Annotated in this window: 4 protein-coding genes and 1 pseudogene; 3 read left to right on the top strand and 2 right to left on the bottom strand. The window is 49.5% G+C overall.

All coding sequences use genetic code 11. From position 1 onward, the window contains the following. Positions 1 to 102, bottom strand: a pseudogene (locus PJF56_RS22080) (transposase); the annotation flags it as partial. Positions 103 to 187: 85 nt separating this feature from the next. Between PJF56_RS22080 and PJF56_RS05910 the strand changes: the two are divergent. Beyond that, on the top strand, positions 188 to 1,387 hold the full coding sequence (locus tag PJF56_RS05910) for a glutathione S-transferase family protein (RefSeq protein ID WP_283761722.1): 1,200 nt from the start codon (positions 188 to 190) through the stop codon (positions 1,385 to 1,387). 65 nt (positions 1,388 to 1,452) lie between these two features. Here PJF56_RS05910 and PJF56_RS05905 read toward each other — a convergent pair whose 3' ends face one another. Further along, positions 1,453 to 2,247: an MlaE family lipid ABC transporter permease subunit gene (locus PJF56_RS05905; protein ID WP_283761721.1), complete on the bottom strand. Its 795-nt coding sequence runs from the start codon at positions 2,245 to 2,247 to the stop codon at positions 1,453 to 1,455. 204 nt (positions 2,248 to 2,451) lie between these two features. Between PJF56_RS05905 and PJF56_RS05900 the strand changes: the two genes are divergently transcribed. Next, positions 2,452 to 2,742, top strand: a complete 291-nt coding sequence (locus tag PJF56_RS05900) for a DUF5132 domain-containing protein (RefSeq protein WP_283761720.1) — start codon at positions 2,452 to 2,454, stop codon at positions 2,740 to 2,742. Positions 2,743 to 2,995: 253 nt separating this feature from the next. Next, a partial coding sequence (locus PJF56_RS05895; protein ID WP_283761719.1) for a PEP/pyruvate-binding domain-containing protein occupies positions 2,996 to 5,557 on the top strand: 2,562 nt, incomplete at its 3' end.

The raw sequence follows: 5,557 nt of genomic DNA, 5'->3' as shown, positions 1-5,557 counted from the left end.
AAGTGCTATGCAATGATTATAGATGACTCCAGCCCCATTGATTTGTCGATTCAGGTATCTATTTCGTTTATGTTTGTATAGCTTAAACTTTAGGGTTTTCATGGTATTATCATAACACAGGAAAGCCGAAAAAGCCGCCCTGGAAGGGCGGGGCTTTAAACCCAATTTTCTGGTAATCACCACCCCTATGAGTCTCTTAACTTGGACAGAACTGGAAGCCCTGACTGATTTTGCCATCGATCGGGTGAATGGCCCCACCAATGCCCAATCCAATTTACGCCTATTTGGTCACTCGGAAGCCGATGTGCGGGTGACGCTCTATCGAGATCATCATGGTTGGTGTCCCTATTGCCAAAAGGTGTGGTTATGGCTGGAGGAAAAACAAATTCCTTATCGTATCCGCAAGGTAACCATGTTTTGTTATGGGACTAAGGAGAAATGGTATAAAAATATCGTCAGATCGGGGATGCTACCGGCGATCGAATTGGATGGCCGCCTGATTACCGAAAGTGATGATATTTTAATTGCCCTAGAACGGACGTTTGGCCCCCTGAACGGTGCAGGAATGGAGGATTCCCAGGTGATTCCCCTGCGTAGACTAGAGCGGTTGCTGTTTCGGGCTTGGTGTAGTTGGCTGTGCTATCCAATGCGATCGCCCCGTGACGATCAACGGCAAAAAGAACAATTTATCACCGTCGTTGGTGATGTAGAAAAGGCCCTAAGCCGTACCCCTGGGGCCTATTTCTTGGAAGATTTTGGCACAGTGGATATCATTTTCACGCCCTATGTGGAGCGCATGAATGCGAGTTTGTACTACTACAAAGGGTATTGCCTGCGAACGGAAAATCCCCATTTTTCTGACTGGTTTGATGCTATGGAAACTCGCCCCACTTACCGAGGAACTCAAAGTGATTTTCATACCCACGCCCATGATTTACCTCCGCAAATGGGCGGATGTTACTCCAATCAGGAACCGGAAACTGAGGAGTATCAAAAACGGGTGGATCGGGGGCCTTGGTTGGGTCTGCCGGATGTGACCTATCCAGAACCGGAAACATCCCGCCAAGAAGCTCTGCACCGGGTGCTGAAGCATCGTCAGAATATTATGCGGGTGAATCCAGCCGACGATCGCCTGTTCGATCAAGCCCTCCGTTGTGCTTTAACCCACTTGATGACCGGGGAAGTCTGTACCCCACCGCCAGGCTCGGATATAGGATTGCGTTACTTGCGCGATCGCATTAGTGTCCCTAGGGATATGTCGATTTATGCCGCTAAACGGTTACGGGAAGCCTTGGAAAGCACAGCAGCGCTAGTGGGCGATCGGCAAGGGCCTCCCATTTCGGTGCGCGATCGCCGGGATCAAGACCCCGCCAATTTTCAGTCCTGAAAACCGATCGGGTTCAAATATCAACGCCGTGTACCGCGTACCTCATCAACGCCACTTTTCCATCCCTACACCCCTTGAATAGACGATGTGCCCATGCCTTGGAACATCAGCCAAGAGAGAAGGAAATCGGTCATAAAAATAGAGAGGAGGGAAATGACTACGGCGGTGGTGGTAGACTTCCCTACCCCTTTTGCGCCTCCGGTGGTGGTGAGTCCCCAGCTACAGCCAATGACAGAAATTAAGGCTCCAAAAATAAATGCTTTAATCACAGAGCTACAGACATCCCAGGGAGTCATGAAGCTTTGCACGGAGGAGAGGAAGACGGAGTAGGGAATCTGGTACTGAGCTTCGGCAATGAATAAGCCAGAGCCAATACCGGCGACTAGGGAAATGAGGCTCAGAAGGGGAACCATCAAGCAGCAGGCGACTAATCGGGGAATAACCAGGTAATCGATGGGGTCGGTTTTGAGCATGTAGAGGGCATCGATTTGTTCGGTGACTTGCATGGTTCCGATTTCAGCAGCAAAGGCCGAACTGACGCGCCCAGCGACGACTACGGAAGTGAGGACGGGGGAGAGTTCCCTGGCGAGGGCGATCGCCAAAACACCCCCAACAGCAGTGGTGGCTCCAAAGTTGATAAATTCACGGGCGACTTGAATGGTGAACACAAAGCCGACGCTAATGGCGGTCATCACCGCAATGGTTAGGGAAGCCGGGCCGACGTTGATCATCTGCTCTAGAGTGTTGCGGCGATGAATGTTTCCGGCGAGAATATGGGCGATCGCCTGCCCCCCTAAGAGGATAGCGGCTAGGGGACGATAGAAAGGATTGCCACTGTGCAAGAGTTTAGGTTGACTCAAGGCAACTTCAAGGATGGGACTACAACCCTACAGGATACAGCCCTTTAATGAGTAATGAGTAATAAGTAATGAGCAATTTGATCTGCGTGTCCCCGCCTCCCCCCTTCTTCCCATCCCCAACTCTGGCATTTCTTTCTCAATTAGGGGATAATAGATGGGAATACCAGCTACATTTTGTTTCAACTTAGCAACAGGATCTCAATTATGGTAATGATGCATCAGGAAGGCATTGGATTAAGAGCGCGAGTTGCCGAACTTACCCGCCACCCCAACACCAAGGCGATCGCCGTCGGAGTCGCTACAGTTGCCCTCGCGCCTGTCATTTTGCCGTTGGTTAAACCGGTTTTGAAAACCACGATTAAATCTGGGGTTACCTGGTACGAAAAAACTAAATCTGCCCTAGCGGAAACAGCCGAAAGTCTAGCAGATATTGCGGCTGAAGCCAAAGCAGAAGTTCAGACCGAGACCCAAAATAAAGCTCTCCCTCCTTCCTGACAAAAAAAAGAAGTTTACCTTGATGCGACAAGAAGGCTCTCGCTATACCGAAGGTTAGCGACGTGATGAATTGTCGCCAAACCAATAAAAGCCCGACAGGGCAACCTTATTGCGACAGCAATTAGCGGTGGGAGGATGTCAAAGCGCTTTGCTTACTTAATGAGGTACAAGGGAACAAGATCCCCCCAGCCCCCTGCTGTTTAAGGGGGGTTGGCGATCGCCCATTTTTATTCCCTATCCTTCTCAAACCCCTATGACTTACATCCTTACTGCTCACACTACAATGCATTCTCAAGAGCTAGGAGGTAAAGGGGCTGCCCTTGCCCAGTTGCAAGCCCTCTGTTTACCTATTCCTGAGTGGTTTGTGGTGTCACCGAGTGCCTTTTACGATAGCTTAACGGAGGAACAACAGGAGGTTTTAGCAACAGGCACTATTTGCCAAGTTATTGCAGCATTGCACCTAAATCATAAAGTAAAAGCAGAATTAGCACAAGCCCTCAACCAACTCTCCCCCCATGGCGAACCGGTAGCCGTGCGCTCTTCGGCGGTGGATGAAGATGGGGCGGACTATTCGTTTGCGGGACAGTTGGAGAGCTTCCTATTTGTGCCGGTGGAGGAGGTGGCCGATCGCGTAGTGGAGGTTTGGCGCTCTGGATTCGGCGATCGCCTCTTAGCCTATCGTCAGCAGCACAATCTCGGCAACCCCAAACCCCCAGCCGTGCTAGTCCAGCGCATGGTTAATGCCGAAGTTGCCGGAGTCGCCTTTGGAGCCGATCCTGTCACCGGTCAACGGGGAGTTACGGTGATTAGCGCCGTGGCAGGAGTTGGGGATGCTTTGGTTTCCGGGGAAGTGGATGGACAAACTTACCGCAGCGATCGCCAAGGAACGGTAATTTCATCCCCGACAGATACACCCTTATTAAACAGAGAAACACTCAAGCAAATTACCGCTCTAGTGCGTCAAGTAGGCGCGCATTTTGGTCGCCCCCAGGATATCGAATGGGCCCTCGAAAATCATCAAGTCTATTTACTGCAAGCCAGACCCATTACCGGATTAGCCAAACAACCCGATCCCGATGGTCAATTGAACCTTTGGGATAATAGCAATATCTCCGAAAGCTATAGCGGAGTTACCACCCCTTTAACCTTTTCCTTTGCTCGCCGTGCCTATGAGGAGGTTTACCGCCAATTTTGTCTGTTAATGGGTGTGGATAAAACAGTGGTAGAAAATAATGATCAAACCTTTAACCGCATGATTGGCTTGGTGCAAGGGCGCGTTTACTATAATCTGCTCAGTTGGTACAAGGTTTTGTCTCTGTTGCCGGGCTTTCAGGTCAATCGCCGATTTATGGAACAGATGATGGGGGTGAAAGAACCCATTTCTGATGATATTTTAGAGTCCATTGGCATTCAAACCCAGAAAAAAGTAGCGCTCTCAGTACGAATTTTAGATGGTTTGCGCTTGTTGGGAACAGTTGCCGGTTTAGGACTGAACTTCATCTTATTACCGGATAAAGTCAAGCACTTCTATCAGCGATTGGCGCAAGTCTTAGGTCAGAAATTCAAGGGATTAGATCTTCAGGATTTACGCGCCGATGAATTGGTAGCCCATTACCGGGATTTAGAGCGACAATTGTTACGCAGTTGGGATGCGCCATTAATCAATGATTTCTTTGCCATGATTTTCTATGGCATTTTGCAAAAGTTGTGCCAATCTTGGTGCAAGGAGAGTGGGGGGATGTTGCAAAATGATTTAATTAGCGGTGAAGGGGGGATGATTAGCGCAGAACCAGCGATGCGGGTGAAGGAATTGGCGGGTTTAGTGGCAAAAGATGGGGAATTGACTCAGGTTTTCTGTGAGGGAGAATTAGGGGTGATTTTCTCCCATCTGGAAAAATGCCCGGAGGTGGCACAAAAATATGAAGCGTATTTAGAAAAATTTGGCGATCGCTGTTTGGGAGAGCTGAAGCTCGAAAGTCCCACCCTATTCGATAATCCTCTATTGCTGCTGCGATCGGTGGGTCAACTAGCAAAATCCGGGAAAACCCTAGATTCTGTCTCGGTTTCGGCGAAATTGCGCCAAGCAGCAGAGGCGAAAATTGGGAAAAACTTGGGACACTTTGGGCTAAAGCGATCGCTGTTTGATTGGGTGCTGTATAATGCCAGGGAACGGGTGCGCGATCGCGAAAATCTGCGCTTTGAACGAACCCGGCTATTTGGCCATGTGCGCCGCATTTTTGTTGAACTCGGTAAGCGTTTCGTCTCGCTCGATTTACTCGACGATGATCGCGATATCTTTTATCTGGAAGTCAATGAAATTTTAGGCTTTGTGGAAGGAACCAATACTTGTACAAATTTACCAGGTTTGGTAGAATTGAGAAAGGCAGAGTTTGCCGAATATGAGAAAAATGGAGAAATCGGCGATCGCTTTGAAACCCGTGGCATCGTCTACCAAGGCAACCGTTTCCAGGAAAACCAGACTCCTGTCGCACCCTTCGACAACCCAGACACCTTACAAGGATTAGGCTGTTGTCCCGGCATTGTCGAAGCGCAAGTGAGAGTCATTACCAATCCAGAAAACGCCATCCTCGAACCCGGTAGCATTCTCGTTGCCGAGCGCACCGATCCCGGTTGGATTATGTTATTTCCGGCTGCATCTGGCGTATTAGTCGAACGGGGGAGTTTGCTCTCCCATTCTGCCATTGTTGCCAGAGAAATGGGCATTCCCGCCATTGTTTCCATTCCCGGAGTTACCCGTTCCTTAAAAGATGGAGATTGGGTAAAAATGGATGGCAGCACGGGAACAGTTGAGCGA

Origin of the sequence: Roseofilum halophilum BLCC-M91 (assembly GCF_030068445.1) — a bacterium.
Lineage (GTDB): Bacteria > Cyanobacteriota > Cyanobacteriia > Cyanobacteriales > Desertifilaceae > Roseofilum > Roseofilum halophilum.
The sequence above is the reverse complement of the archived record's forward strand: the minus strand, read 5'-3'. Positions and strand labels throughout refer to the sequence as shown.

Excerpts from the sequence above, each read along its gene's own strand:
- PJF56_RS05910 (WP_283761722.1), top strand. The coding sequence starts at position 188 with ATGAGTCTCTTAACTTGGACAGAACTGGAAGCCCTGACTGATTTTGCC.
- PJF56_RS05900 (WP_283761720.1), top strand. The coding sequence starts at position 2,452 with ATGGTAATGATGCATCAGGAAGGCATTGGATTAAGAGCGCGAGTTGCC.